Origin of the sequence: Conexibacter woesei DSM 14684 (assembly GCF_000025265.1) — a bacterium.
Taxonomy (GTDB): domain Bacteria; phylum Actinomycetota; class Thermoleophilia; order Solirubrobacterales; family Solirubrobacteraceae; genus Conexibacter; species Conexibacter woesei.
Window position 1 is genome coordinate 1,894,140 of sequence record NC_013739.1, and the last position, 26,386, is coordinate 1,920,525.

General features: G+C 73.0%; 18 protein-coding genes. 15 read left to right on the forward strand and 3 right to left on the reverse strand.

The window, feature by feature from the left end:
• Nucleotides 1–162: 162 nt before the first annotated feature.
• Genes CWOE_RS30485 through CWOE_RS33400 form a run of 5 tightly spaced genes read left to right on the forward strand, consistent with a single transcriptional unit; the run spans nt 163 to nt 10,369 of the window.
• Nucleotides 163–1,314, forward strand: a complete 1,152-nt coding sequence (locus CWOE_RS30485) for a MarP family serine protease (protein WP_012933279.1) — start codon at nt 163–165, stop codon at nt 1,312–1,314.
• Nucleotides 1,315–1,361: 47 nt separating this feature from the next.
• Entirely contained in the window at nt 1,362–3,626 is a 2,265-nt protein-coding gene (locus CWOE_RS09000; RefSeq protein ID WP_012933280.1) for a DNA topoisomerase 3, read from the forward strand.
• 51 nt (nt 3,627–3,677) lie between these two features.
• On the forward strand, nt 3,678–6,638 hold the full coding sequence (locus CWOE_RS09005; RefSeq protein WP_012933281.1) for a PD-(D/E)XK nuclease family protein: 2,961 nt from the start codon (nt 3,678–3,680) through the stop codon (nt 6,636–6,638).
• Nucleotides 6,635–10,189, forward strand: coding sequence for a UvrD-helicase domain-containing protein (locus CWOE_RS09010; protein WP_012933282.1), 3,555 nt, complete (start codon nt 6,635–6,637; stop codon nt 10,187–10,189). Before CWOE_RS09005 ends, CWOE_RS09010 begins: the two co-directional genes overlap by 4 nt.
• Before the next feature lie 9 nt (nt 10,190–10,198).
• Entirely contained in the window at nt 10,199–10,369 is a 171-nt protein-coding gene (locus CWOE_RS33400) for a hypothetical protein (protein ID WP_012933283.1), read from the forward strand.
• Here CWOE_RS33400 and CWOE_RS09015 read toward each other — a convergent pair.
• Nucleotides 10,338–10,754, reverse strand: a complete 417-nt coding sequence (locus CWOE_RS09015; protein WP_012933284.1) for an acyl-CoA thioesterase — start codon at nt 10,752–10,754, stop codon at nt 10,338–10,340. The two genes, CWOE_RS33400 and CWOE_RS09015, sit on opposite strands and share 32 nt — an antisense overlap.
• A 39-nt stretch (nt 10,755–10,793) precedes the next feature.
• Here CWOE_RS09015 and CWOE_RS09020 point away from each other — a divergent pair, with 39 nt between their 5' ends.
• The 3 genes from CWOE_RS09020 (at nt 10,794) to CWOE_RS09030 (ending at nt 12,354) form a co-directional block, all read left to right on the forward strand.
• The gene (locus CWOE_RS09020; RefSeq protein WP_012933285.1) at nt 10,794–11,543 is read left to right on the forward strand and encodes a HipA family kinase; all 750 of its coding nucleotides are present in this window, start codon (nt 10,794–10,796) and stop codon (nt 11,541–11,543) included.
• Nucleotides 11,527–11,979 (forward strand): DUF3037 domain-containing protein, encoded by a 453-nt coding sequence (locus CWOE_RS09025; protein ID WP_012933286.1) that lies wholly within the window; start codon nt 11,527–11,529, stop codon nt 11,977–11,979. Before CWOE_RS09020 ends, CWOE_RS09025 begins: the two co-directional genes overlap by 17 nt.
• Before the next feature lie 90 nt (nt 11,980–12,069).
• Nucleotides 12,070–12,354 carry a GlsB/YeaQ/YmgE family stress response membrane protein gene (locus tag CWOE_RS09030; protein ID WP_012933287.1) on the forward strand — a complete coding sequence of 95 codons (285 nt, stop codon included), beginning with the start codon at nt 12,070–12,072 and terminating at the stop codon, nt 12,352–12,354.
• 6 nt (nt 12,355–12,360) lie between these two features.
• Here CWOE_RS09030 and CWOE_RS09035 read toward each other — a convergent pair whose 3' ends face one another.
• Both CWOE_RS09035 and CWOE_RS09040 read right to left on the reverse strand, forming a co-directional pair.
• Nucleotides 12,361–13,560 carry an alpha/beta hydrolase family protein gene (locus CWOE_RS09035; protein WP_012933288.1) on the reverse strand — a complete coding sequence of 400 codons (1,200 nt, stop codon included), beginning with the start codon at nt 13,558–13,560 and terminating at the stop codon, nt 12,361–12,363.
• A gap of 3 nt (nt 13,561–13,563) precedes the next feature.
• On the reverse strand, nt 13,564–14,691 hold the full coding sequence (locus CWOE_RS09040) for a MerR family transcriptional regulator (RefSeq protein WP_041730305.1): 1,128 nt from the start codon (nt 14,689–14,691) through the stop codon (nt 13,564–13,566).
• Between the two features lie 123 nt (nt 14,692–14,814).
• Here CWOE_RS09040 and CWOE_RS09045 point away from each other — a divergent pair, with 123 nt between their 5' ends.
• From CWOE_RS09045 to CWOE_RS09075, 7 genes are all read left to right on the forward strand, one after another.
• Nucleotides 14,815–15,591 (forward strand): SigB/SigF/SigG family RNA polymerase sigma factor, encoded by a 777-nt coding sequence (locus CWOE_RS09045; RefSeq protein WP_012933290.1) that lies wholly within the window; start codon nt 14,815–14,817, stop codon nt 15,589–15,591.
• 58 nt (nt 15,592–15,649) lie between these two features.
• Nucleotides 15,650–16,552, forward strand: coding sequence for a non-homologous end joining protein Ku (gene ku, locus CWOE_RS09050; RefSeq protein WP_012933291.1), 903 nt, complete (start codon nt 15,650–15,652; stop codon nt 16,550–16,552).
• A gap of 154 nt (nt 16,553–16,706) precedes the next feature.
• Nucleotides 16,707–17,486, forward strand: coding sequence for a phosphodiester glycosidase family protein (locus CWOE_RS09055; protein WP_012933292.1), 780 nt, complete (start codon nt 16,707–16,709; stop codon nt 17,484–17,486).
• A gap of 105 nt (nt 17,487–17,591) precedes the next feature.
• The gene (locus CWOE_RS30490; protein WP_081425299.1) at nt 17,592–18,995 is read left to right on the forward strand and encodes a glycosyltransferase family 4 protein; all 1,404 of its coding nucleotides are present in this window, start codon (nt 17,592–17,594) and stop codon (nt 18,993–18,995) included.
• A gap of 108 nt (nt 18,996–19,103) precedes the next feature.
• On the forward strand, nt 19,104–23,633 hold the full coding sequence (gene gltB / locus CWOE_RS09065) for a glutamate synthase large subunit (RefSeq protein ID WP_012933294.1): 4,530 nt from the start codon (nt 19,104–19,106) through the stop codon (nt 23,631–23,633).
• 13 nt (nt 23,634–23,646) lie between these two features.
• Nucleotides 23,647–25,218, forward strand: coding sequence for a glutamate synthase subunit beta (locus CWOE_RS09070; RefSeq protein WP_012933295.1), 1,572 nt, complete (start codon nt 23,647–23,649; stop codon nt 25,216–25,218).
• A gap of 127 nt (nt 25,219–25,345) precedes the next feature.
• Complete coding sequence (locus CWOE_RS09075; RefSeq protein ID WP_012933296.1) at nt 25,346–26,353, forward strand: lysylphosphatidylglycerol synthase domain-containing protein; 1,008 nt, start codon at nt 25,346–25,348, stop codon at nt 26,351–26,353.
• Nucleotides 26,354–26,386: the final 33 nt, after the last annotated feature.

Sequence of the window (26,386 nt, forward strand, 5' to 3'; positions counted from 1 at the left end):
TGCGGCGGAGTATCGCGACGGCGGATTTCGCCACGCGCCCCCACTACGGCTGCCTGCCTCCACGTGCACGCGGAGGGTAGATGATTCCCTGGAAATTGCGAACTCTCGTGCGATCGCCCGGACTCCAGCCGGAATCCGGCACCCGTCATGCTTCTCCGGTCCATGACGACGCTCGACTGGATCATCGTCGCGATCGCGCTCCTGTTCGCCGTCTTCGGCTACCTGCGGGGGTTCATCGTCGGCGCGCTGTCGCTCGGCGGCTTCGCGGCCGGCGCGCTGCTGGGGGCGCGGGTCGGACCGCTGCTGCTGCCCGACGAGTCGCACTCGCCGTACGCGCCGCTGTTCGCGCTGGCCGGCGCGCTGCTCGTCGGCGGGCTGCTGTCGAGCGTGCTGGAGACGGTCGGGATGCGCGCGAGACGCGTGCTGCGGCTGCCCGGCCTCGGTCTGCTGGACGGCCTGCTCGGCGCGCTGCTGACGGCGGCGCTGGCGCTCGGCCTCGTCTGGATCGCCGGCGCGGTCGTGCTGCAGACGCCGGGGATCCGCGACCTGCGCCACGAGGTCCAGCGCTCGAAGCTGCTGAGCGAGCTGAACGAGGTGCTGCCGCCGTCAGGGCCGATCCTCAACGCACTCGCCCGCTTCGACCCGCTGCCGCGGCTGCCCGGCCCGGGCGCCGACGTGCCGCCGCCGTCGCGCGACGTGCTGCGCCAGCCCGGCGTGCGGGCGGCGGCGCCGAGCGTCGTGCGGATCCTCGGCAACGCCTGCGGGCTCGGCGTCGAGGGCTCCGGCTGGGTCGCCGACGGCGATCTGGTCGTGACGAACGCCCACGTCGTCGCCGGCCAGGACGACACGATCGTGCAGGAGCGCGGCGAGGGCCGGTCGCTCGACGCGAGCGTCGTCCACTTCGACGCCCGCAACGACGTCGCGGTGCTGCGCGTGCCCGAACTCGACGCGCCGCCGCTCGGGCTCGTCGCCGAGCCCGCGTCGGGCACCGCGGGCGCGATCCTCGGCTTCCCGCACAACGGCCCGTTCGACGTCCGCCCGGCGCGGATCGGCGCGACGCGGACGGTGCTGTCCGACGACGCGTACGGCAACGGGCCGGTCTCCCGCTCGGTGACGACGCTGCGCGGGCTGGTGCGCAGCGGCAACTCCGGCGGACCCGTGGTCGACGCAGAAGGGCGCGTGCTGACGACCGTCTTCGCGGCGACCACGAGCGGTGACAACGGCGGCTACGGCGTGCCGAACGCGGTCGTGCGCTCGGCGCTCGCCGGGGCGAGCCGCGGCGTGACGGTCTCCAGCGGCCCCTGCGCGCGCTGAACGCGCTGAGCGCGGCTCTCCGCCGAGGGCGCTACGCTGCACGGCCCATGCCGAAGACCCTTGTCATCGCCGAGAAGCCCTCCGTCGGCAGAGACCTCTCCAGAGTCCTGGCCGGCCCGTTCAGAAGAGGGGAGGGCTTCCTCGAGGGGCCCGACCACATCCTGACGTGGGCCGTCGGGCACCTCGTGCAGCTCGCCGAGCCGGACGAGTACGACGACAAGTTCAAGAGATGGCGCATGGCGGACCTGCCGATCGTGCCGGAGAAGTTCAGACTCGTCGTCCGCGACGAGCGCTCCAAGAGACAGATGAACGTCGTCAAGCGCCAGCTCGGGCGCGACGACATCGGCGTCGTCGTCAACGCCTGCGACGCCGGGCGCGAGGGCGAGCTGATCTTCGCCTACCTGTACGAGAAGGCCGGCTCGAGACTGCCGGTGCAGCGGCTGTGGCTCTCGTCGATGACGCAGACGGCGATCAGAAACGCGTTCGGCCAGCTGCGCGACGGCGCCGAGATGAAGTCGCTCGAGGACGCCGCCCGCTCCCGCAGCGAGGCCGACTGGATCGTCGGCATGAACTCCACCCGCGCCGCGACGATCCGCCTCCGCTCGTCGTTCGACGGCGCCGTCTCGCTCGGCCGCGTGCAGACGCCGACGCTCGCGATCCTCGCCCGCCGCGAGGAGGAGATCCGCGCCTTCAGACCCGAGCCGTACTGGACCGTCGACGCGACGTTCGCCGCCAGCGGGGAGCGCGTCTACGACGGCCGCTTCCACGTCACCGCCGGCAGCGGCGACGGCAGAGGCCCGCGGATCGGCAGCGCCGAGTTCGCCGCCGCGGTCGTCGAGGCGTGCCGCGGCACCGACGGCGTCATCACGAAGCTGGAGAAGAGAAAGCGCAGAGAGCGCGTCCCGCTGCTCTACGACCTCACCTCGCTCCAGCGCGACGCCAACTCGCGCTTCGGCTTCTCCGCCAGACGGACGCTCGCCGCCGCGCAGCGGCTCTACGAGGAGCACAAGGCGCTGACCTATCCGCGCACGGCGTCGCGCTACCTGCCGACGGACATGATCCCCGAGATCAAGCCGATCGCTGAGATCGTCGGCGGGCGCAGCGAGTACGCGGCCGGCGCCAGATACGTGCTCGGGCTCGACGTGCTGCCACTCGCGCGCGTCGTCAACGACGCCAGAGTCACCGACCACCACGCGATCATCCCGACGAGAGCGCCGCACCCCGTCGACAGAATGGGCGACGACGACCGCCGCATCTACGACCTCGTCGCCAAGCGTTTCCTCGCGGTCTTCCATCCCGACGCCGAGTTCGAGAACACCAGCGTCGAGACCGAGGTCGCCGGCCACGCCTTCCGCACCCGCGGCAAGGTCATGCTCGTGCCCGGCTGGCGCGGCGTCTACGGCGAGTCGGCCGACGCCGAGCCGAGAGAGGGCGAGGAGGACGAGGGCCGCGAGCAGCAGCTGCCCAAGCTCGAGCAGGGCGAGGACGTGCAGACGCGCGAGATCCGCTCCGAGCAGAAGGAGACGAGACCGCCGCGGCGCTACTCCGAGGGCTCGCTGCTCGCCGCGATGGAGACGGCCGGCAAGCTCGTCGACGAGGAGGAGCTGCGCGAGGCGATGAAGGACTCCGGCATCGGCACGCCGGCGACCCGCGCCGCGATCATCGAGCGCCTGCTCGCGGTCGGCTACATCGAGCGCGACGGCCGTGCCCTGGTCGTGACCGAGAAGGGCCTCAACGTCATCAGACTGCTCGACGGGCACCCGCTCACGTCGCCGTCGCTGACGGGCGACTGGGAGCACCGCCTCGGCAAGATCGAGCTCAACGAGGACTCGCGCAGAGCGTTCATGGCCGACATCGTCAAGTTCGCCGAGTCGACCGTCGCCGAGCTGGACGCGAAGCTCAGAGACGTGCGGATCCCGCGCGCCAACCTCGGCCCGTGCCCCGTCTGCGGCCACGACATCATGGAGAACCGGAAGGGCTTCTCCTGCTGGTCGCGCGACGATCCGGGGTGCGGCTTCGTGATCTGGAAGTCGAAGGCGGGCAAGACGCTCTCCGGCGCGATCGCGAGAGAGCTGATCCGCACCGGCAGAACCGAGAAGCCGGTGACCGGCTTCAGAAGCCGCGCCGGCAGATCGTTCCGCTCGCGCCTGGCGTTGCAGCAGACGCCCGAAGGCAGATGGCGCGTCGAGTTCGACGAGCCGTGGGCCCGCGAAGGCGCCAGACCGCCTGAGGCCGAGGCCGGCGCGGAGGCCGCGACGGCGGAGGCCGGCGGTAGAACGACCGCCGTCGCGAGAGAAGTCGCCGCCGCCTAGGGTGGCGCTCGCGCCGGGGCCGTCGGGTCCGGGCGCGAGGATGTCGGTCCTGTGTCACTGAAGCTCGTCATCGGTCCCGCGAACGCGGCGAAGGCCGGCACCGCATTGGGCGCGTTCCGCGCCAGGCTGCGGCACGACCCGTGGCTGGTCGTGCCGACCGCCGCCGACGTCGCTCACTACGAGCGCGAGCTGACGCAGGACGGGCCGCGTCGCGGCGGTCGCGTCGCGACCTTCTCCGGCTTCGTGCGCGAGGTCGCGCAGCGGGCCGGCTACGCGGCGCGCGTCGTCGCGCCGCTGCAGCGCGAGCGGGTCGTCGCGGAGGCGATCGCCTCCGCGAGACTCCAGGCGCTCGCGCCGATCGCCGGGACACGCGGCTTCCTGCACGCCGCCGGCGCCTTCACGGCCGAGCTGGAGCGGACGCTGCTGACGCCGCAGCGGCTGACGGCGGCGGTGCGGGCGCTGCCCGACGCGCCGCCGACGCTGCACGAGGTCGCCGCGATCTACGACCGCTACGCGCGCGGGCTGGAGCGGCTCGGCCGCGTCGACGCCGAGCTGTTCGCCTGGAGAGCGCTCGACGCGCTGCGCGCGCGTAAGGAGGTCTGGGGCGACACCCCCGTCGTCTTCTACGGCTTCGACGACTTCACGACGTTGGAGCGCGACGCGATCGAGACGCTCTCGCGCGTCGTCGGCGCCGAGGTGACGGTGTCGCTGACGTACGAGCCGGGCCGTGCGGCGTTCGCCGGCCGTGCGCGCACGTTCGCGGAGCTGAGCCAGATCGCGACCGAGGTGCAGGAGCTGCCGGCGCTCGACGACTGGTACGACGAGGCCGGCCGCGCGCCGCTGCACGCGCTGGAGCGCGGGCTGTTCGAGCCGGCCGCCGCGCGCGACGCCGAGGCGGGCGACGCGGTCCGGCTGCTCGTCGCCGGCGGCGAGCGCGCCGAGATCGAGCTGGTCGCCGCGACCGTGCTGGAGCTGCTCGGCGACGGCGTTCCGGGTGAGGAGATCGCCGTCGTCCTGCGGACGCCGGCGCGCAGCGCCTCGCTCGTCGAGCAGGTCTTCGGCGCGTACGCGATCCCGCACACGCTCGACTGGCGTGTGCCGCTCGCGCACACCGCGCTCGGGCGCGGACTGCTCGCGCTCGCGCGCTGCGCGCTGCTGCCCGCCGACGCGCGTCCCGCCGATCTGCTCGCCTACCTGCGCACGCCCGGCCGGCTGCAGCGGCTGGAGCTGGCGGATCGGCTGGAGCTGACGGTCCGGCGACGCGCGCTGCTGAGCATGGAGGAGGCGCGAAGGGCGTGGGAGGAGGCGAGAGGCGGCTGGCCGCTGCGCGAGCTGGACCGGCTGCGCGGCGCCGCGGCCGACGGCCCGGCCGCGTTGCTCGGTGCGCTCGCACGCGAGGCGCGGACGCTGTTCGTCGCGCCGCACCGGGGGCAGGCGCGCGTGCTCGACGCCGCCGAGGAGGCCGACGCGCGCGCTCTCTCGGCGCTCCTGCGGGCGCTGGAGGAGCTGGGCGAGCTGGCGGCGGCCGAGCCCCGCCGCGCCGCGGAGCTGCTCGAGCCCGAGGCGCTGCTGGCCGCGCTCGGCGAGCTGGAGGTGTCGCTCGGCGCGACCGCGCGCGAGGGCGCGGTGCTCGTCGCCGACCCGCTCGCGATCCGCGCGCGGCGCTTCGACACGGTGATCGTCTGCGGCCTGCAGGAGGGCGAGTTCCCGCGCCCCGCGCACCCCGAGCCGTTCCTCTCCGACGACGTGCGGCGCGAGCTGAACGCGGTCGCGGGCCTGCGGCTGCCGCTGCGCGAGGACGCGCTCGCGGACGAGCGCTACCTCTTCTACGCGACCGCCTCGCGGCCGCGGCGGCGGCTGATCCTCAGCTGCCGCGACGCCGACGAGGACGGCAACCCGGCGCTGCCGTCGTTCTTCGTCGACGACGTGCGCGCGTTGCTGCGCGAGCTGCCCGAGCGCCACCGGCCGCTGTCGGCGGTCACCTGGCCGCTCGACGCCGCGCCGACGGACGCGGAGCGCGAGCGCGCGGAGGCGCTCGCCGCGCCGCGCGAGCTGCCGCACCCGATCGGCTCGCTGAGCGAGGCGGCGACGGCGCTGCTGCGCCAACGCGAGGTGCTGTCGGCCGGCGCGCTGGAGCGCTACGCGCGCTGCCCGGTGCGCTGGTTCGTCGAGAGCGAGCTGCAGCCGGAGCGGTTCGAGCCCGATCCGGAGGCGATGGCGCGCGGCAGCTGCATCCACTCGGTGCTGGAGCGGACGCTTGCGCGCGTCAGCTGGCCGATCGCGGTCGCCGAGCTGCCGGCGATCGAGCAGGTCGTGCGCGAGGTCGTCGCCGAGGAGGCGTCTGCGTTCACGCTCGGCCGCGGCGCAGCGGCGCAGGCCGCGGCGGCGCACGAGATCGCCGCCGACGTGCTGCGGCTGCTGGCGCACGAGGCCGAGGCCGAGGCCGGCGGCGCGTTCAGACCGGCCGAGCTGGAGCTGCGCTTCGGGATGGGCGACGAGAGCGCGCTTCCGGCGCTGGAGCTGACCTCGGCGGAGCCTGGCGACGCCGCCGGGGGAGCGCCCGCTGAGCCGCTGCGCCTGCGCGGCGTGATCGACCGCGTCGACCTCGATGGCGCGGGCCGCGCGCTCGTGCGCGACTACAAGAGCGGCCGCCGGCAGCCGAGCTGGCCGGTCGCGAAGTGGGCGTCCGAGGATCAGCTCCAGGTCGCGCTCTACATGGTCGCCGTGCGGGAGCTGATGGGCCGTCAGCCGGCCGGCGGTGTCTACCAGCCGCTGCGCGGCGAGGACCTGCGCGCGCGCGGCGTCGTGCGCGACGACGTCAACGCCGGCGATCTCGTCGTCGACACCGACCGCCGCTCGCAGGAGGAGCTGGAGCAGGAGCTGAGCGCCGCCTCCGAGCGCGCCTGCCAGCTCGCCGCGCAGCTGCGCGCCGGGAAGCTCGCGCCGTCGCCGGACACGTGCGGCTTCGGCGGCTGCGCCTATCCCGGGATCTGCCGCGTCGTCGACCAATGAGCGCGTCGGTCCCGTTCACCTCCGAGCAGCGCGCGGCGATCGAGCACGCCGGCGGGCTGCTGCTGACCGCCAACGCCGGCAGCGGCAAGACGTCGGTGATGGCAGAGCGGTTCGTGCGGGCGGTGCTGCACGAGGGCGTCGAGGTGACGCGGATCCTCGCGATCACCTTCACCGAGAAGGCGGCGTCGGAGCTGAAGGAGCGCGTCCGGCGCCGCTTCGAGGCGCTCGGGGAGCCGGAGCGCGCGCGGGCGACGGAGGGCGCGTGGGTCTCGACGATCCACGGCTTCTGCGCGCGGCTGTTGCGCACCCATCCGCTCGCGGCGGGGATCGACCCGCGTTTCAGCGTGCTCGACGAGCACGGCGCGAGACAGCTCGCCGTGGGCGCGTTCGACGCCGCGCTCGACGCGCTCGCCGAGGAGCACGGGACCGCGGCGCTGGAGCTGATCGCGGCGTACAGACCGGCCGATCTGCGCAGCGCGATCCTCGACGTCCACGGCGAGCTGCGCAGCCGCGGGGAGGAGCAGCCGTCGTTGCCGCAGCCGCGCCCGGCGGCGCTGGAGCCCAAGCGCGTCGCCTTGGCGATCGCGCGCGTCCAGGCGGAGGCGGAGGTCGCCGTCGCGAGAGACGGCAGAAGCGTCTTCCGAGCACGGCTGGCGCTGGCGGAGTGCGAGAGACTGCTGGAGCGCGTCGCGGCGGCATCGGCGGGCGACCCCGGGTACGCGCCGTCGCCCGGCGAGGTCGCGAGGCTGGCGCTGCCGAGAAACGGCAGAGCGCTGGCGGGCGAGGGCTGCGAGGGCTACCGGACGGCGCTGCAGGCGTACGTCGACGCGTGCGCCGACGCGCACGCCGTGCCCGTCCACGGGCTGCTCGACGCGCTCCTGCGTGGCTTCGGCAGACGCTACGCGGAGGCCAAGCAGCGCGCCTCGGCGGTCGACTTCGAGGACCTGGAGCTGCGCGCCAACCGGCTGCTGCGCGAGCACGAGGAGCTGCGCGCCCGCTACGCGGAGCGCTTCGTCCACGTGATGGTCGACGAGTTCCAGGACACGAACCCGCTGCAGCTGGAGCTGCTGGAGCGGATCGCGGGCGAGCGGCTGTTCACCGTCGGCGACGAGCTGCAGTCGATCTATGGCTTCCGTCACGCCGACGTCGAGCTGTTCCGCCGCCGTCGCAAGGCGCTCGCCGAGCACGGCGCCGCCGCCTCGCTGGCGACGAACTTCCGCAGCCACGCGGAGATCCTGGAGACGCTCAACGTCGCGTTCGCGCCCCGCTTCGGCGAGAGCTTCACGCCGCTCGTGGCGGGGCGCGAGGAGCGCGCGGACGCACTCCCCGTGGCCGGCCCGCGGGTCGAGCTGCTCGTCGTCGACGTGAGAGCGGACTGGGCGAACGCGGGGCTGCTGCCGGAGGGGATGGCGGCGCCCGCGCCGTTGTGGCGCGTCGCGGAGGCGCGTGCGCTGGCGGCGCGCGTGCGCGAGCTGCTCGACGGCGGTCGCCGCGCCGGCGACGTCGTGCTGCTGCTGCGCGCGACCGGCGACCTCGCCGTCTACGAGCGGGCGCTGACCGACCTGGCGGTGCCGACGTACGTGATCGGCGGGCGCGGCTACTGGGCGCAGCAGCAGGTGCGCGACCTCGTCGCCTACCTCGGCGTGCTGGCGAACCCGCGCGACGGAGTCGCGCTGCAGTCGCTGCTCGCCTCGCCGCTCGTCGGGCTCTCCTCCGACGGTCTCGTGCAGGTCGTCGCGGCGGCGCGCGCGAGCCGCCGCGAGGGCGAGCCGCCGGACCCGTGGTGGGTGCTGACGGAGGGGCGGGAGCTGCTGGCGCGCCTGGCACCGGACGACGCGGAGCGAGTGGAGGAGCTGCGCGCGTGGCTGCCGGCCGAGCGCGCGACGGCGCCGCGCCACAGCCTCGAGTCGCTGCTGGACCGCGTGCTCGACCAGACCGGCTACGACGTCGAGCTGCTGCGGCTGCCGAGCGGCGCGCGGCGGCTCGCGAACGTGCGCAAGCTGATGCGGCTCGCGCGCGAGTTCGAGGCCGAGGAGGGACGCGACCTGCGCGGCTTCGTCGACATGGTGATGGAGCTGGGCGGCGGCCTGGAGAGCAGCAGAGAGCAGGACCGCGAGAGCGAGGCCCCGGTCGAGGGTGAGGCGCTCGACGCGGTGCGCCTGATGACGATCCACCGCGCGAAGGGGCTGGAGTTCCCCGTCGTCTGCGTCGCCGACCTCGGCCGCGGCTCGCCGGCGGCCGGCAGCGACGTCGTGCGCGTCGGCAGAGACGGCCGCGTCGGGATCAAGCTCAAGACGCTCGACGGCTCCGCGCCGCGCCCTGCGCTGGCATACAGGCCGATCGGCGAGGCGCGGGCCCGCGCCGAGTCCGACGAGGAGGCGCGTCTCTACTACGTCGCGATGACCCGCGCCCGCGAGCAGCTGATCCTGTCCGGCGCCGTGCCGACCGAGCCGTGGCCCGAGCCCAAGCTCGGCGCGCCCGCGATCACCTGGATCGGGCCGGCGTTCGTGCCGGAGATCGCGAGATTGGCGGCGCCGGACGGCGAGCCTTCCGGGGTGGTCTCGAACGAGGGGCAGGCTGTTGCGTACTCGGTCGTTCGGCCTGGAGCGGCTGCGTTGGCGCCGTCGCTCGCGGGCTCGGAGGGTGACCGCGGGCGGGTCCTGTCGCATGCGCGCGAACGCACACCCGCCGGGCGGCGTGCGCACGTTCGTGCTCGCGCCACCCGCCCGATCGGCGACGGTGGTGGGACGGCTCCGCCCGTGGCGACGCTTTCCTACACCTCCCTCGCCGATCACGCGCGCTGTGGATACCGCTTCTATCTGGAGCGGGTGCTGAGACTGCCGCCGGTCGACGACGCCCCGCGCGGGCGGGGCGGGCGCCACGGGCTCGCCGCCTCGACGCGCGGCGTGATCGCGCATGCGCTGCTGGAGCAGGTCGACTTCGTGCGGGCGCAGCCGCCGGACGCCGAGCTGGTGCGGCGCGCGGCGGTGCGGGCCGGGGCGGACCCGACCGCGGAGGAGCTGGACGAGATCCGCGGCCTCGTCGTGCGCTTCCTCGCGAGCCCGCTGCGCGAGCGGCTTGCGAGTGCGAGAGATCTGCGGCGCGAGCAGGCGTTCTCGTTCGCGCTCGACGAGCTGCCGCTCGTCGGCGTCTTCGACGCGATCGCGCGGGAGGGAAACCGGACGCTGATCGTCGACTGGAAGAGCGACCGGCTCGAAGGCGCCGACCCGGGCGAGACGGTCGCGCGCGCCTACGGCCTCCAGCGCGCCGCCTACGCGCTCGCCGCGCTGCGCGACGACGCGCAGGAGGTCGAGGTCGTCCACTGCTTCCTCGAACGGCCCGACGCGCCCGTCGGGGCGACCTTCCGCCGGCAGGACGCGCCGGCGCTGGAGGACGAGCTGCGCAGCCGCGCGCAGCGCGTGATCGAGCGCGACTTCGCCGTCGCCGAGGACCCGCAGCCGCGTGTCTGCGACGGCTGCCCCGGCCGCGGCACGCTCTGCTCATGGCCGCTGGAGCGGACGTTCGGAGTCCCGGAGGGACGCCTGCTCTAGGCTGGAAGGATGCTTCGCCGCGACACGCCCAACACCGACAGAACCGAGCTGACCGAGATGCTGCGGAGACTCAGCAGAACCGGCGGGTCTGTGACCGTCAAGCTCGACGGCGAGCCGATCGCGCGGGTCGACCCGAGACCCAGACCGGCTACGCCGCCGCCTGCGAGAGACGAGCGCTGAGCCCTTCCCGCTCGGCGTCGGACAGCGGCCGCGACCTGCGCTCCGCCGCGTCCCAGCCGACGAGGACCGCCGCGCCCTCGGCGGCGAGCGTGCCGTCGGGCCGCAGCACGCGCTGGGCGAGCCGCACGCTCGAACGCCCGACCCGCTCGACGCCGGTCTCGACCGTCACTTCGGGCGTCGGCACGGGCACCTCGCTGCGGTAGTCAAGCTCGACGCGGGCGAGCACGTAGGCGTTCGAGTCGGCGCTGGCGCTCGCCAGCAGCGCGATCCGGCCCTGCTCCAGCAGCTCGTGGTAGACCGCCTGGTTGAGGTGGCCGAGCACGTCGAAATCGTTGAGGCGCAGCTGCAGCGTCTGGCGCAGCGGGCCGTTCGGTCCGGCGGTCATGCGCCGCACCCTACCGAGTCACTAGCCTCCCGCTCCGCGATGCGCACCGTCTCGGCCACCCGCTACGTCACGCCCCTCCGCGAGGGCGGCTCGCTGCCCGCGCTGGTGGAGGCCGACGACGACGGCCTCTACGTCGTCAAGCTGCGCGGCGCCGGCCAGGGGCCGAAGGCGCTCGTCGCGGAGCTGATCGTCGGCGAGCTGGCCCGCGCGCTCGGGCTGCCGGTGCCCGAGCAGGTCTTCGTCGAGCTTGACCCGCACCTGCCCGACGCCGAGCCCGATCCCGAGATCCAGGAGCTGCTGCAGGCGAGCGCGGGCTGCAACGTCGGGATCGACTTCCTCCCGCGCTCGCTGCCGTACAACCCTGCCGCGACCGGCTTCGCGCCCGCGCCGGAGCTGGCGGCGGCGGTCGTCTGGCTCGACGCCTTCAGCGAGAACGTCGACCGTACGCCGCGGAATCCCAACCTGCTCGTCTGGCACGACAGACTGTGGCTGATCGACCACGGCGCAGCCCTCTACAAGCAGCACGCCGGTCTCGACCCGTCCGCCGCCGCCGGCGCCTTCGCGGCGATCCGCGATCACGTGCTGCTGCCGGCCGCCGGCTCGATCGTCGACGCCGACGCCCGCCTCGCGCCGCTCGTCACGCGCAAGCTGCTGGAGCGGCTTGTCGCGGCGGTGCCGCGGGAGTGGTTCGGCGCGCTGGAGCCGGCGACGTACATCGACTATCTCGCGGCCCGCGTGACGGCGCCGCGTGCGTTCGCGGAGGAGGCGGAGCGTGCCCGCACCGCCTGAGCAGCAGCCCAGCGGGGCCGGCGCTGGCGCCGCCGCCGACGGCGCTCCCCGCGAGATCTTCCAGTACGCGATCCTGCGCGCCGTCCCGTCGCTGCCGCGCGGCGAGGCGCTCAACGTCGGCGTCGTGCTGCACAGCCGCCGTCACCGCTTCCTCGCGGCGCGCACGCACGTCGACCGCGAGCGGCTGGCGGCGCTCGACCCCGGCCTCGACCTCGAGGCGCTGGAGCGCCACCTCGCCGGCGTCGAGCGGATCGCCGCCGGCGACCCGTCCGCCGGCGCCGTCGCCCAGCTCGACCGCTCCGACCGCTTCGGCTGGCTGACGGCGCCGTCGAGCGCGCTCGTGCAGCCCTCGCCGGTCCACACGGGGCTCTGCGACGACCCGGCGGCGACGCTCGACCGGCTCTACGCGGAGCTGGTCGCGCCGCCCGCGCGCTGAGGCGCCCGCCGATTCGCCCCCGCGCGCGGCGGGCACAATCGGGACGCGACCTGCGCACCACCGCGCGGGGAGGCGACCAAAGGAGCGCACATGATCGGCGCGATCATCCTCGGCATCGTCGCGGGCTACCTCGGCAAGTTCCTGATGCCCGGTGACGAGCACGAGCCGCAGGGCTTCTTCGCGACGACCGGCCTCGGCCTCGTCGGCGCGCTCGCCGGCTTCTTCATCTTCACCGAGGTGCTGGGAATCGGCGACAGCAACATCTTCGACCTCGGCGGGCTGATAGGCGCTGTGATCGGCGTGATGCTCGTGCTGTGGATCTACCGGATGGTGATGTCACGCCGCGAGGGCCACGGCACCGGGCACGCCGTCTGAGCGTCATCAGCGCAGGACGCCTTCGAGCCAGTCGAAGACGCGCTGGTTGCGCAGCGCCGGCGCCAGCGGCTCGCAGTGCTGGTCGGCGCCCTCGGCGGCCGTGAAGGACACCAGCTCCTTCGGGCATCTGAGCGCGTCGTAGAGGCGCTGCGATTGGCCGGGCCAGAACTCCTCGTGCTCGGGCGAGGTGACGAGCGTGGGGCATCTGATGCGGGCGATCGTCTCGTCGTCGAGGCGGTACTCCAGCACCGCGTTGTAGACGTCGAACGGGTCGTCGATCTCGTACGGGAACGAGCGGAAGGCCATCTGGAAGCGCGCCTCGGACGAGAAGCGCATCCCGATCCCCATCGTCTTGTCGAACCCCTCGCGGTCGCCGGCGGCGAGCTTCTTTCTCAGCGACCCGGGCAGGTGCTCCAGCCAGGAGGTCGAGACGTCGGTCACGCCGGGATCGGCGACCGCGGCCGCGATGCGGTGCTCGAACGCGACGGCGCGCGGCACCCAGTAGCCGGCCTGGGAGACGCCGATCAGCGCGATCCGCTCGCCGTCGACCTCGGGCCGCGTCAGCGCCCAGTCGACGACCGGGCCGATCACGGCCTCCCAGTCGGGCCGGAACGGCAGCTGCTGCAGGTGCAGCGCCGCGTTCTGGCCGGGGCCGTCGAAGACCAGCGCCGCATAGCCGCGCTCGACCGCGTCGGCGGCGCCCTGCACCCACGCGTTGACGTTCGCCCCGTCGCTGCCGTTGTTGACGAGCACGAGCGGGACGCGGCCGCCGCTGGGCGCGCCGGCCGGCAGGAACAGCCAGCCGGGCAGCGTCGTGTCCTCGTAGGGGATCGCGACGACCTCGCCGCCGAGCAGCTCGGCGGCGTTCGCCCACGCATCGCGGCTCGCTCTCCAGGTCGGCGTGAAGCGCTCCGGTCCCTTCGTGCCGAGCAGCGGGAAGAAGGCGGCCGCGTAGGCACCAGCGGCGCGCAGCCAGAGGTCGCGCGCGCCCGGCCCGGAGGTCGCCTGCGCGGCGCCGGCCAGTCGCTCCCCGAGCCCGTTCCAGGCCGCGAACCACGACTCGCGGTCGCCGTCGTCGATCGCCGTGATCGTGGTCAAGACCTCGCCTGCCTCGGCGACGCGGTAGGCGATCGAGCCGAGCGCGACCTCCGTCAGGAACTGCTGCTCTTCGTCCTTGAAGAATCGGCGGCGATCGTGGTGGCGCATCGGTCAGCTTCCCTTCGTGGATTCGACGAGGCGGTCGCGCAGGATAGTGAAGCCGAGACCGGCCGAGACGATCGTCAGCAGCTGGCGCGCGTCGTCGTCGAGCTCGGTCGGCTCGTCGAAGACGAGCAACAGGATCCCGAGCGTCTCGCCGACGACGGTGATCGGCACGGCGAGGCTGTGCAGGCCGCCGGGCGCGCCGAACGCCCCGCCCGCAGGGGGCGAGAGCCACCCGGGGATGCCGGCGTGCATCAGCGCGGCGAGGTCGTCATAGCCGGTCACCGTCACCATCCGCGGGCCGAGCAGGCCGCGGCTGGAGGTGCCGAGCGCCAGCTCGCCCGCCATGTAGACGGCGATCCCGGCGTCGACCGCGCCGAGCCGCCGCACGAGCGTGTCGGCGGTCGAGGCGAGCACCGCGTCGCCGGCCTCGCGCTGGAAGCGCTCGGCGAGCGCGGAGGCGAGCGAGAGGAAGCGCTCCTGGCGCTGCACGCGGATCCGCACGCGCGCCAGCTCGCCGCGCGCCTCCAGCAGGTCGCGGCGGGTGCGGCGGTCCTGCGCGCGGTCGATCCCGACGAGCGCGACGGCCGGCGGCGCGCCGGCCTCGACCGGCAGCCGGTACGCGAGCGAGCGCGCGGTCGCCTCGGCGCCGCTCCAGGTCGGGTGCGAGCACTCGAGCGCGGGCGCGTCGCTGGCGAACAGCGTCTGCAGCGTGCGCTCGAGGTCGCTGCCCTCGAACCACGGCAGCTGGTCGAGCTGCTGGCCGACCGCGCCCATCGGGAACGCTGGCAGCGTGCTGTTCGCGTAGAGCACGCGCAGGGGGCGGGGCCCGCCGACCACCATCAGCGGCGTCGGCGCGGCCGCGACGAGGTGGGCGAGCGTCGCGTCGGAGACGGCCGGCTCCGCGACCTCGGCGGCGGCCGCGATCGCACGTGCGAGCGGGACGCCCTGCTCGGCCGCGCGCCGGACCGTCACGACACGTGGCGCGTCGGCGAGCACGTAGCGGCGGGGCCCGCGGCCGACGCGCGCCGGCAGCGGAAAGCCGAAGCGCCGCTCCCACGTCCGCAGCCGCTCGCGCGAGACGCCGGTCAAGGTCGCGAACTCGGTCGCGCTGACCGTCTGACCACCTTTGTCCACCCTAGTGTTGTACCCGACCGGACTGGTGTTCACCAGTGACCGGGTCTGCCCACCTTGTCAAGGTATCTGTGGGCGAGAGCATGCTCTCCGAGGACTGGGCACCCGACGAAGGAGGCGCAACCCGTGTCCGCAACGGCCGTTCGCCCAAGGGTCGACGCCGCTGCCGCCGACGAGCACGAGCTGCTTCGTCGCTGGCACGAGGAGCGCGACGAGGATGCCCGCCGTGCTCTGATCGAACGCATGATGCCACTGGTGCGTTCCCTTGCGCGCCGATACGCGAACCGTGGAGAGCCGCTCGATGACCTCGAACAGGTCGGCTGTGTCGGCCTGATCAAGGCCGTCGACCGCTTCGACCTCAGCCGCGAGCTGCGCTTCTCGACGTTCGCGGTGCCGACGATCCTCGGCGAGATCAAGCGTCATTTCCGTGACCGCGCGTGGTCGGTGCGCGTCTCGCGCGGGCTGCAGGAGCTGAGCGCCCGCGTCACGCGGGAGGCCGATCGCCTCTCGACCAAGCTCGGCCGCTCGCCGACGATCGAGGATCTCGCCGAGGCGACGAACTCGACGCCCGAGCAGGTGCTCGAAGCGCTCCAGGGCGCGCAGGCGTACTCAACGGTCCCGCTCGAGGAGCCGCTCGGCGACGACGGTGAGCCGGTCGCGCGGATCGGCGCCGAGGATCCCGAGTTCGAGCTGGCCGAGGAGCGGATCGAGCTGAGCCGCGGCCTGCACGTGCTGAGCGAGCGCGAGCGCCGGATCGTCCTGCTGCGCTTCTTCGCCGGCCTCACGCAGCGGGAGATCGCCGAGCGCGTCGGGATCTCGCAGATGCACGTCTCGCGCCTGCTGCGCCGCTCGCTGGAGCGGATGGGCGACACGATGTCGCCGCTTCCGCCCGCCGGTCGTTGACGATGCAACCCTGCGCCCACCGCTTGATCCGGCGGCCGCGGGCGTAGAGGATCACCCGATGCCCCGTGCGATCTGGAGCGGCGCGATCAGCTTCGGCCTGGTCAACGTCCCCGTCAAGCTGTACAGCGCGACCTCGCCCAAGACGGTCCGCTTCAACCAGCTGCATGCCAGCGACGGCGGCCGCCTGCGCCAGAAGCGCGTCTGCTCGATCGACGGGGAGGAGGTCCCCTTCGAGCAGATCGTCAAGGGCTACGAGGTCGCGCCCGACCGCTACGTGATCGTCACCCAGGACGAGCTGGACGCGCTCGACCCGCGCGCGACCAAGACGATCGACATCGAGGAGTTCGTCGACCTCGCCGACATCGACCCCGTCTACTACGACAGCGCTTACCACATCGCCCCGGCGACCGGCGGCGCGAAGGCGTACCGGCTGCTGCTGAGCGCGATGGAGGAGGCCGGCAAGGTCGCGATCGGACGCTTCGTGCTGCGCACGCGCCAGCAGCTCTGCGCGCTGCGCCCGAGCGACGGCGTGATGGTCCTCTCGACGATGCTGTTCGGCGACGAGGTCAACTCGCCGCAGCGGCTCGACGAGCTGGAGGCGCTCGGCGACGTCGAGGCGAACGAGCGCGAGGTCGTGATGGCGCGCCAGCTGATCGAGTCGCTGTCGGCGCCGTTCGAGCCGACCAGATTCAGAGACGACTACCGCGAGCAGGTGCTGGAGCTGATCGAGCGCAAGGCGGCCGGTGAGGAGGTCGCCGTCCAGCCCGTCGCCGAGCAGCCGGCCGAGGTGCCCGACCTGATGGCGGCGCTCGAGGCGAGCCTCGCGAACGTTCGCGCCGACGGAGAGGGCGACGGCGCCGCCGCCGCGCCGGCGCCGGCGCCCGAACCGGCCGCCAGAAGAAGAAGACGCGCCGCGGCCAGAGGCTCCAGAAGAAGAGCCGCCGCCAGAACCGGCAGCTGACGCCCGCGCAGCGCCCAGCCGCGCCGGGCGCGCCGCGTCGCGTCCGCCCGCCTTGATTGGGTTCTCGGACCGCTCGGTGGTGTGACCGAGCGCGTCACATGGTGTTTACGTCTTCTCAACGTGGTCGCACGGAACGCGACCGATCCTTCGGACCATGAACCCGGTCATCGCACCTCGTGCGGAGCCCGCGCCTCCGCCGCACCTCCGCTCGCTGCGCGTGACGCTCGCCGACGGCGCCGAGACGACCGTTCACGTCGCCGCCTACGAGCTGGCGAGCACGCGCGTCCGCGTCGCGCGGCTCTCCAGACCCGAGCCGCTCGCCGCCTGGTGCGCGCGCACGGGCGTCCAGGAGGCGGTCGTCGGCGGCTTCTTCGTGCGTCCCCACGGCCGCCCGCTCGGCGAGGTCCGCACGCACGGGATCGCCCGTGAGAGCACCCCGTTCACGGCGCCGTGGGGCAGGCGGCGCGCCTGCCTGCACGTCGACCGCGGCGTCGTCGCGATCACGCCGCGCGACGAGCTCTGCACGACGCCGCGCGGCGATCTGCTGCAGGCCGGCCCGCTGCTCGTGCGGGAGGGCGCCGCGACCGTGCGCGCCGGTGAGGACCCGGAGGGCTTCTCGGCCGGTAGCGGCCAGTTCGACTCCGACATCACCGTCGGCCGCTACCCGCGCGCCGCGCTCGCGCTGACGAGGGATCAGCTGCTGGCGGTCGCCTGCGACGGCCGCGCCCGCGACGAGGCCGGCCTGACGCTCGACGAGCTGGCCGAGACGCTGGTCGGCCTCGGCGCCGAGCGGGCGATGAACCTCGACGGCGGCGGCTCGACCTCGCTCGTCTGCGGCGGCGCGCTGCGCAACGTCCCGCGCGGCGAGCCCGATCGCACGATCCCCGGTGGTCGCCCGATCTCGACCGCGATCGCCTTCGCGCCCCGAGCGTAGTCGCGCGCGCCCGCCCGCGCCCTCGCGCGCCCGCCCGCAGGTAGCGTCAGAGCGCCCGTAGCAGCGGCCCGGCACGTCCCCGAATCCCTGGTAGCGTCGAAGGGAATGCGATCTCCTGCCATCCGGCGTCACGTGCTCATGGGCATCGCGTTCTTCCCTCGCGGCGGTTCCGCGCACGTCGTCCGCGGACTCGCGACGACGCTGCCGCGCCACGGCTGGGACGTCACCGTGCTGACAGGGTCGCTCGCGGGGCGCGGCGACGCGTCTCGCTTCTACGCCGGCCTCGACGTCCGGCCGCTCGACTTCACCGCCGCGCGCGCCGCGCCCGACCCGATGCTGCACGACCCGCCGCTGCACCCCTCCTACGAGGACCGTCCCGGCGCGCCCGACCGCGTCTTCGCGACGCTCGACGAGGACGCCCACGAGCGCCAGGTCCGAGCATGGGCGGGGGCGCTGAGGCGCGCCGGCGCGGCGCACGCCGACGTCCTCCACCTCCATCACCTGACACCGCTGCACGAGGCGGCCGCGCGCGTCGCGCCGCACGTGCCGGTCGTCGGCCACCTGCACGGGACCGAGCTGCTGATGCTGGAGCGGATCGCCGACGGCGCGCCCGCGAGCTGGACGCACGCCGAGCAGTGGGCGGAGCGGATGCGCGCCTGGGCCGCGCGCTGCGAGCGCACGATCGTGCTGACCGAGCGGCAGCTGCCGCGCGTCGAGGAGCTGCTCGACCTGCCGGCAGAACGCTGCGTCGCGATCCCCAACGGCACCGACGTGGCGCGCTTCGCCCACGTCGACGTCGATCGCCGCGCCCATTGGCGCCGCCACCTCGTCGAGCAGCCGCGCGGCTGGCGGCCGGGCGGTGAGGAGGGCTCGATCGCCTACACGGAGGCCGATCTCGCCGCATTCGACGGCGGCGGGCCGACGCTGCTCTACGTCGGCCGCTTCACCGAGGTCAAGCGCGTCGGGCTGCTGGTGCGGGCGTTCGCGAGAGCGCAGCGCGCGTTCGCGCGGCGCACGCCGCTCGTGATCGTCGGCGGCCACCCGGGCGAGTGGGAGGGGGAGCACCCGTTCGACGCGATCGCCGCCAGCGGCGCGCGCGACGTCTTTCTCGCCGGCTGGCACGACCAGGACGCGCTGCCGGAGTTCCTCGCCGCCGGCGACGCGATCGTGCTGCCGTCGGTCCGCGAGCAGTTCGGCCAGGTGCTCGTCGAGGGGATGGCCTGCGAGCTGCCGGCGGTCGCGGTCGACGCGATGGGACCCGGGGAGATCGTGCGCGACGGCGAGACCGGCTGGCTCGTCCCGCCGGACGACGAGGACGCCCTCGCACAGGCGCTCTCCGAGGTCGTCGAAAACCCCGCCGAACGCCGTCGCCGCGGGGCCGCAGCCCATCTCGACGTGGTCGCCCGCTTCGGTCGTGACGCCGCCGCGGGCCGTGTTGCGTCAACATATGACGCAGCGTGCAGCGCGCATGCGACTCCGAGCGGGGCTCCGGCAGTCGCATCCGGCTGACGCTCATATCACGAAAGTTCCTGCTGGTGGAGCGCTGTAGGGGGTCAGCCCGCTGGTACCCTGTGGCCTCCTCTCAGTGTTCGCGACGCCCGCCGGGACACAGGATTCATGCCCTCGATCAAGCCGCCACAGGCCGCTGGCCTCTACCACCCCGAAAATGAGCATGACGCCTGCGGTGTCGCGTTCGTTGCAAAGATCACGGGGGACGCCGACCACGGCGTCGTTGGTCGTGCGCTCTACGCGCTCGAGAACCTCGAGCATCGCGGCGCCGCCGGCGCTGACCCGACGACCGGCGACGGCGCCGGGATCCTGCTCCAGCTGCCGGACGCGTTCTTCCGCGCCGTCGCGGGGGTCGAGCTGCCCGCCGCCGGCCGCTTCGGCGTCGGCGTGCTGTTCATGCCGACCGAGGACGAGCGCCACGACCGCCTCGTCGAGCTGATCGAGCAGATCGTCGCGGGCGAGGGCCAGCGCGTCCTCGGCTGGCGCGACGTGCCGGTCGACGAAGAGCACGTCGGCGTGATGGCCGGCGAGGCCGCCCCGCGGATCCGCCAGGTGTTCGTCGGCGCCGCCGACGAGCTGCCCGGCAACCTCGCGTTCGAGCGCAAGCTGTACGTGATCCGCCGCCTGATCGAGAAGGCCGCCGGCCCCGATCTCGCGATCCCCAGCTTCTCCTCCCGCACTGTCGTCTACAAGGGCATGCTGACCGCGCCCCAGATGTCGGGCTACTACCCCGACCTCAAGGACGAGCGGATGGTCACGCGCCTGGCGCTCGTGCACTCGCGCTTCTCGACCAACACGTTCCCGAGCTGGGAGCTGGCGCACCCGTACCGGATGCTGGCGCACAACGGCGAGATCAACACGCTGCGCGGCAACGTCAACTGGATGCGGGCGCGCGAGTCGCAGCTGATGTCGGAGTGCTTCGGCGACGACCTCGACAAGGTCATGCCGGTCGTCCGCGAGGGCGGCTCGGACTCGGCGACGTTCGACAACGTGCTCGAGCTGCTCGTGCTCGACGGCCGGCCGATCACGCACGCCGTGATGATGATGGTGCCGGAGGCCTACCGCGACCGCACCGACCTGCCGCCGGCCGTGCGCGGCTTCTACGACTACCACTCGTGCGTGATGGAGCCGTGGGACGGCCCGGCCGTCATCTGCTTCACCGACGGAACCCAGGTCGGCGCCACGCTCGACCGCAACGGCCTGCGCCCCGGCCGCTGGGTTCAGACGATCGACGGCTACGTCGTGCTCGCGTCCGAGACGGGCGTGATCAAGGCGAAGCCGAACGAGATCGTCCGCAAGGGCCGTCTGCAGCCCGGCAAGGTCTTCCTCGTCGACCTCGAGCAGGGCCGCATCGTCGAGGACGACGAGGTCAAGGCGAAGGTCGCGGGCCAGCGCCCGTACGGCGAGTGGTACGCCGAGCGCGTCGTCCACCTCGACGATCTGCCCGAGCGCGCGCCGCGCGCGCCGCGCGTCGAGCCGCTGCGCTCCAAGCAGCTGGCGTTCGGCTATTCGCAGGAGGACCTGCGGATGACGATCGCGCCGATGGCGGTCAACGGCGAGGAGCCGGCCGCCTCGATGGGCAACGACGCCTCGCTCGCGGTCCTGTCCGATCGCCAGCCGCCGCTGTTCGCCTACTTCAAGCAGCTGTTCGCGCAGGTCACCAACCCGCCGATCGACCCGATCCGCGAGTCCGTCGTGATGTCGCTGGCGACGTCGGTCGGTGCCGAGGTCAACCTGCTCGACGAGTCGCCCCAGCACGCGCACCAGCTGTTCATGAAGCAGCCGATCCTGCGCAACCACGAGCTGGAGAAGCTGCGGCAGGTCTCGCACGACATATTCCACGCCGCGACGATCGACCTGACGTGGCCGGTCGAGCAGGGGCCGGACGGCATGGAGCGCCGGATCCAGGCGATCTGCGACGAGGCCTCGACGTGGGTCGAGCGCGGCGCGAACATCCTGATCCTGTCGGACCGCAACCTCGGCGCCGAGCGCGTCGCGATCCCGTCGCTGCTCGCGGTCTCGGCAGTCCACCACCACCTCGTGCGCGCCGGCACGCGCCTGCGCTGCGGGCTCGTGATCGAGACCGGCGAGCCGCGCGAGATCCACCACATGGCGACGCTGATCGGGTACGGAGCGGCGGCGATCAACCCGTACCTGATGTTCGAGTCGCTCGACGAGCTGGCCGACCACGGTCGCCTGCCCGTCGACCTCGACAGGGAGACGGCCGAGCAGCGGATCGTGAGAGCGATCGGCAAGGGCCTGTTGAAGACCTTCTCGAAGATGGGCATCTCGACGATCCAGTCGTACTGCGGCGCCCAGATCTTCGAGGCCGTCGGGCTCGACCCGGCGCTGATCGACCGCTACTTCACCGGCACCTCGTCGCGCATCGGCGGCGTCGGGATCGACGTGCTCGCGAAGGAGGCGCTGGAGCGTCACTTCCGCGCCTACCCGCGCACGGGCCGCGAGACGCTGCCCGTCGGCGGCGTGCTGCAGTGGCGCCGCGACGGCGAGCGCCACATCTGGAACCCGGACACGATCGCGCTGCTCCAGCATGCGGTGAGAGCCGAGAACGGCACCGCCGGCCAGACCTACGACGAGTTCGCGCGCGCGGTCAACGACGAGGCGGCCCGCAAGGCGTCGCTGCGCGGGCTGATGAAGCTGCGCGAGGCGCCCGAGCCGATCCCGCTCGACGAGGTCGAGTCTGCGGAGGAGATCGTCAAGCGCTTCTCGACCGGCGCGATGTCGCTCGGCGCGATCTCACGCGAGTCGCACGAGGCGCTCGCGATCGCGATGAACCGCATCGGCGGCAGATCGAACACCGGCGAGGGCGGCGAGGACCCGTCGCGCTTCATGCCGGACGAGAACGGCGACGAGCGCCGCTCGGCGATCAAGCAGATCGCCTCCGGCCGCTTCGGCGTGACGCCGCACTACCTCGTCAACGCGGACCAGCTGCAGATCAAGATGGCGCAGGGCGCCAAGCCCGGCGAGGGCGGTCAGCTGCCCGGCCACAAGGTCGACGACTACATCGCGTGGCTGCGCAACTCGACGCCCGGCGTCGGCCTGATCTCGCCGCCGCCGCACCACGACATCTACTCGATCGAGGACCTCAAGCAGCTGATCTACGATCTGCGCTGCTCGAACCCCGAGGCGACGGTCTCCGTCAAGCTCGTCTCCGAGGTCGGCGTCGGCACCGTCGCGGCCGGCGTCGCGAAGGCGAACGCCGACCACATCGTCGTCTCCGGCCACGACGGCGGCACCGGCGCCTCGCCGCAGTCGTCGATCCAGTCGGCCGGCACGCCGTGGGAGATCGGCCTCGCGGAGACGCAGCAGACGCTGCTGCTCAACGACCTGCGCTCGCGCGTCGTCGTGCAGGCGGATGGCCAGATGAAGACCGGCCGCGACGTCGTGATCGCCGCGCTGCTCGGCGCCGACGAGGTCGGCTTCTCGACCGCGCCGCTGATCGCGATGGGCTGCATCATGATGCGCGTCTGCCACCTGAACACGTGTCCGGTCGGCATCGCGACGCAGAACGAGCAGCTGCGCAAGCGCTTCCAAGGTACGCCCGACCACGTCGTCAAGTACCTCTTCTTCGTCGCCGAGGAGACGCGCCAGCTGATGGCGTCGCTCGGCGTGCGGACGTTCGAGGAGATGATCGGCCGCACCGACCTGCTGGAGATGGACGAGGCGATCGAGCACTGGAAGGCGCGCGGCGTCGACCTCTCGGCCGTGTTCGAGATGCCGGAGTGGGACGGCGGGCTGCGCTGCCAGACGCGCGCGCAGGAGCCCGTCCTCGACGACGCGCTCGACTGGGAGCTGCTGCGCGGCGCCGAGCCGGCGCTCGCCCGCGGCGAGCGTGTCGAGCTGAGCGCGACCGTGCGCAACGTCAACCGCACCGTCGGCGGAATCCTCTCCAGCCAGGTCGCCAAGCGGCTTGGCCCCGACGGCCTCGCGGAGGGGACGATCGAGGTCGCGCTGGAGGGCTCGGCCGGCCAGAGCTTCGGCGCGTGGCTGATGCCCGGCATCACCTTCACGCTCACGGGCGAGACGAACGACTACACCGGCAAGGGCCTCGCCGGCGGCGTGCTGACGGTGCGCCCCGCGCAGGACGCCGCCTTCGACGTCGAGGACTCCCCGATCGTCGGCAACACCGTGCTCTACGGCGCCACCGGCGGGCGCGCCTTCTTCCGCGGTCTCGCGGGCGAGCGCTTCGCCGTGCGCAACTCGGGCGCCCACGCCGTCGTCGAGGGCGTCGGCGACCACGGCTGCGAGTACATGACCGGCGGTCGCGTCGTCGTGCTCGGCGCCACCGGACGCAACTTCGCGGCGGGCATGAGTGGCGGCGTCGCATACGTCTACGACGAGCACAGCCGCTTCTCTGGCCTCTGCAACACCGAGCTGGTCGACCTCGACCCGCTCGACGAGCACGACGAGGCCGAGCTGAAGGATCTCGTCGCCGAGCACGCGCAGCGCACCGGATCGCAGATCGCGCAGCGCACGCTCGACGACTGGGACGCGTGCGCGTCGCGGTTCGTCAAGGTGATGCCGCGCGACTACAAGCGCGCGCTCGCCGAGACCGCCGCGCGCGAGCAGACCGAGACCGGTGTGGCGCAGCACGCGCCTGAGCCGGCCGAAGCCTGAAAGGGAACTGAAGATGGGTGAGCTTGGCGGTTTCCTGAGAATTCAACGTGTCGGCTTCGACAAGCGCGACCCGGAGCAGCGGGTCAACGACTACGAGCAGTACTTCACGCTCCAGTCCGACGAGGAGCTGAAGAGACAGGGCGCGCGCTGCATGGACTGCGGCATCCCGTTCTGCCACGAGGGCTGCCCGCTCGGCAACCTGATCCCGGACTGGAACGACCTCGTCTTCCGCGACCGCTGGCAGGACGCGATCGTCCAGCTGCACGCGACGAACAACTTCCCCGAGTTCACCGGCCGGATCTGCCCGGCGCCGTGCGAGTCGGCGTGCGTGCTGGCGGTCAACGACGACCCCGTCACGATCGAGCAGATCGAGCTGTCGATCGTCGAGCGCGCCTACGAGGAGGGCTGGATCGTCCCCGAGCCGCCCGACCGCCGCACGGGCAAGACGGTCGGCGTCGTCGGCTCCGGCCCCGCCGGCCTCGCGGTCGCCGCGGAGCTGAACAAGTCCGGTCACTTCGTCACCGTCTACGAGCGCGACGAGGGCCCCGGCGGCCTGATGCGCTTCGGCGTGCCGGACGCGAAGCTGCCGAAGTCGGTGATCGACCGGCGCGTGTCGATCCTCCAGGCGGAGGGCGTCAGATTCGAGTACGGCGTCGACGTCGGGCGCGACGTGACCGCCGAGCAGCTGCGCGAGCGTCATGACGCGCTCGTCGTCGCGATCGGCTCGCGCGTCCCGCGTGACGTCGAGACGCCCGGACGCGAGCTCACCGGCATCCACCCGGCGATGGACTACCTCTACCAGCGCAACCGCTGGGTCGCCGCGCAGGAGGGCCGCGCGTCGCGTGCGCCGGAGCCCGGCACCGAGATCGTCGCGAAGGACAAGAACGTCGTCGTGATCGGCGGCGGCGACACCGGGATGGACTGCATCTCGAACGCGAACCGCGAGGGTGCGACGAGCGCACGGATCCTCGACGTCTACCAGGAGCTGCCGCCGGGCGGGCGTGACGAGCGCACGCCGTGGCCGCTGCCGCCGAAGCGGACCGAGACGACGTACGCGCTGGAGGAGGGCGGCGAGCGCCGCTGGGGCACCGAGGTCTACGGCTTCTCGGGCGAGGACGGGCGCGTCACCCACGTGCACGCGCGCAAGGTCGTCGGCACCTCCTCGCGCGACCTGCAGGTCGTGCCCGGCAGCGAGTACACGCTGCCCGCGGACCTCGTCCTGATCGCGATCGGCTTCACACATGCCGAGCACGAGGGGCTCGTCGAGCAGCTCGCGCTGGAGCTGGACCCGCGCGGCAACGTCAAGACGATGAAGACGTACCGCACCTCGACCGACGGCATCTACGCGTGCGGCGATGCGCGCATCGGCCAGTCGCTCGTCGTGACGGCGATCGCGGAGGGCCGCAAGTGCGCCCGGATCGTCAACCGCGACCTCGGCGGCAGCCCGATGGACGCCGACCGCGAGAAGCTCGCGATCGGCGCATGGGACGGCGAAGTCGACCACACGCTGCGCCACGAGGCCGACGTCGCCGGCAACGTGCGGCTCGGCGACGACTTCTTCAGCGGGCCCGGCGGACCGATCTGACCGACGCCGGGGTATCCTGGAACCGTAGGGCGCTCGACGTCCTGCTCCGCCGGCGTCGTCTCCCCCACGATCGCCGGCAGCGGGGGGCTCGGAAGGATCCGGGCCCTTCCGCATACCATGGGGCGCGATGACCCTCGTCACGGCTTCGCTCGGCAGCGACGTCAGTCGCTTCTTCGACTCCGTCGGCGAGTTCTTCTCCAATCTCGCCGGACTCAATTGGCTCGCGCTGCTGCTGGCGCTGCTGTTCTACTTCGCGTACCTGACGCTGCGCTCGCGCGCGCTCTTCAACGCGGTGCAGGCGGCGTATCCGGCTGAGCACATCCGCTGGCGCGACATCTGGGGCGCGTACGTCTCCGGCGTCGGCATCAACCAGGTCTTCCCGCTCGGCGGCGGGACGATCGTGCAGTACTTCCTGACGCGCATCTCGATCCCGAACTCGAGCTACCCGGCGATCATCGCCGCGCTGTGGACGGGCCTGGTGTTCGACTACGCCGTCAACATCCTGATCCTGCTGTTCGCCTTCACGCAGGGCGTCTTCCCGAAGCCGCCGGACTTCTCCAAGCTGCCGGCGTTCGACCTCGCGTTCTTCGCCTCGCACCCGCGCTTCGCGCTGTTCTTCCTGACGGCGCTGGGGATCGGCGTGCTGGTCGCGTTCGCGCTGCTGTCGGCGAGAGTGAAGGCGTTCTGGGCGCGCGTCAGGCAGGGCTTCACGATATTGACCGACCGCAGACGCTATCTGCGCGAGATGGTCACCTGGCAGGCCGGCGCGTGGGTCGCGCGCTTCTTCACGTACTGGTTCCTGCTCGAGGCCTTCCACATCGGCGGCGGCGTCAGAAACGCGCTGCTGGTGCTCGGGGTCCAGGTCGTCGCGATGCTGATGCCGTTCACGCCGGGCGGTGCAGGCGTCCAGCAGGCGCTGCTGCTGACCGTCTTCGCCGGCGCCGCGACCGGTGCCGAGGTCGCGGCGTTCTCGGTCGGCCAGCAGATCGCGCTCGCGGCCGGCGCGGCGGCGATGGCGTTCGGCGCGCTCGCGATGATCTTCAGATTCCGCAGCTTCAAGGAGGTCATCAGAGCGGGCAAGGAGCACCGCCAGCAGGGCGATGTGCGACCGCCGCCCGCCGACGCTCCCGCTTGACGGCGGCGCCGCGCCCAGCGTAAAGTGACGCCC

What these genes read in the sequence shown, in the direction of transcription:
- CWOE_RS09055 (WP_012933292.1), top strand. Translation starts at nt 16,707, where the DNA reads ATGAACCCGGTCATCGCACCTCGTGCGGAGCCCGCGCCTCCGCCGCAC.
- CWOE_RS30485 (WP_012933279.1), top strand. Translation starts at nt 163, where the DNA reads ATGACGACGCTCGACTGGATCATCGTCGCGATCGCGCTCCTGTTCGCC.
- gltB (WP_012933294.1), top strand. Translation starts at nt 19,104, where the DNA reads ATGCCCTCGATCAAGCCGCCACAGGCCGCTGGCCTCTACCACCCCGAA.
- CWOE_RS09000 (WP_012933280.1), top strand. Translation starts at nt 1,362, where the DNA reads ATGCCGAAGACCCTTGTCATCGCCGAGAAGCCCTCCGTCGGCAGAGAC.
- ku (WP_012933291.1), top strand. Translation starts at nt 15,650, where the DNA reads ATGCCCCGTGCGATCTGGAGCGGCGCGATCAGCTTCGGCCTGGTCAAC.
- CWOE_RS09070 (WP_012933295.1), top strand. Translation starts at nt 23,647, where the DNA reads ATGGGTGAGCTTGGCGGTTTCCTGAGAATTCAACGTGTCGGCTTCGAC.
- CWOE_RS30490 (WP_081425299.1), top strand. Translation starts at nt 17,592, where the DNA reads ATGCGATCTCCTGCCATCCGGCGTCACGTGCTCATGGGCATCGCGTTC.
- CWOE_RS09035 (WP_012933288.1), bottom strand. Translation starts at nt 13,560, where the DNA reads ATGCGCCACCACGATCGCCGCCGATTCTTCAAGGACGAAGAGCAGCAG.
- CWOE_RS33400 (WP_012933283.1), top strand. Translation starts at nt 10,199, where the DNA reads ATGCTTCGCCGCGACACGCCCAACACCGACAGAACCGAGCTGACCGAG.
- CWOE_RS09020 (WP_012933285.1), top strand. Translation starts at nt 10,794, where the DNA reads ATGCGCACCGTCTCGGCCACCCGCTACGTCACGCCCCTCCGCGAGGGC.
- CWOE_RS09015 (WP_012933284.1), bottom strand. Translation starts at nt 10,754, where the DNA reads ATGACCGCCGGACCGAACGGCCCGCTGCGCCAGACGCTGCAGCTGCGC.
- CWOE_RS09075 (WP_012933296.1), top strand. Translation starts at nt 25,346, where the DNA reads ATGACCCTCGTCACGGCTTCGCTCGGCAGCGACGTCAGTCGCTTCTTC.
- CWOE_RS09010 (WP_012933282.1), top strand. Translation starts at nt 6,635, where the DNA reads ATGAGCGCGTCGGTCCCGTTCACCTCCGAGCAGCGCGCGGCGATCGAG.
- CWOE_RS09030 (WP_012933287.1), top strand. Translation starts at nt 12,070, where the DNA reads ATGATCGGCGCGATCATCCTCGGCATCGTCGCGGGCTACCTCGGCAAG.